The organism is Bacillus sp. 22190 (genome assembly GCF_052045575.1).
In the GTDB taxonomy this organism is placed as follows: Bacteria; Bacillota; Bacilli; order Bacillales; family Bacillaceae; genus Bacillus; species Bacillus altitudinis.
Genome location: NZ_JBQEPF010000045.1, coordinates 1 through 753, shown reverse-complemented (window position 1 = coordinate 753; position 753 = coordinate 1). Strand labels below are relative to the sequence as shown.

Sequence of the window (753 nt, the reverse complement as noted above, 5' to 3'; positions counted from 1 at the left end):
AGACATCCATCACTTTATTAAGACCATAACGTTTAAGAAGAGAGTAACTATTGATCCAATGGGCTACATCGTAATTAGAGGATATATAAATGGTGAACCGGAGAAGTACGAGTTCTCCGGTTCATTAAAGTATAGAACAAAAGAAATCGGTTCAATGAGTTATTCATACGAGTTATCAATTCGTTTTAGGGACTGGGAAAAATATAAAGATGAACCGGAATTAAAAGAGAATTTTTTAAAAAATCTCTCTAAAAAAGAACGCGAACAATATCTGAAAGACATTGGAGAAAAAGAGTAGAACAGGTACTAGCCGACCTGTTTTTTATTTTTCATTATTAAGAAGGTGGCAAAGGTAGACATGAAAAACACAATAAAGCTTTTATCTGTATTGTTTGTAGTCATCCTTGTCGCAGTGACTTCGTTAATCGTTCAGGTTAACAAGCATATTCAATCTAATAATGCGGTCAAGGAAAAGAGTGATCAAGCAAAAGCAGAAGAACTTGCAGAGAAGATGAAACCCAAGATTGAAGAGCACTTACACAAAAGAGATATTCATAACTTTATCAAAACCATCACGTTTGAAAAAGATGTGACCATTAACCCAATGGGAGATATTACGATTGATGGTTATGTAAATGATGAACCGGAAAAGTACGGTTTCTCAGCTTCTTTACAATATAGAGCTAAAAAAATCGGTTCAATGAGTTATGACCCTGAATTATCAGACCGCTTTATAGATTGGGAAGAATATAA

At 34.1% G+C, this 753-nt stretch carries 1 protein-coding gene and 1 pseudogene; both read left to right on the top strand.

Features of this window, described 5'->3' with window-relative positions; genetic code table 11:
- Nucleotides 1-298: pseudogene (locus tag ACTJKA_RS19960) on the top strand (DUF1433 domain-containing protein); the annotation flags it as partial.
- A 60-nt stretch (nt 299-358) separates the two neighbouring features.
- A partial coding sequence (locus tag ACTJKA_RS19955) for a DUF1433 domain-containing protein (RefSeq protein WP_440607924.1) occupies nt 359-753 on the top strand: 395 nt, incomplete at its 3' end.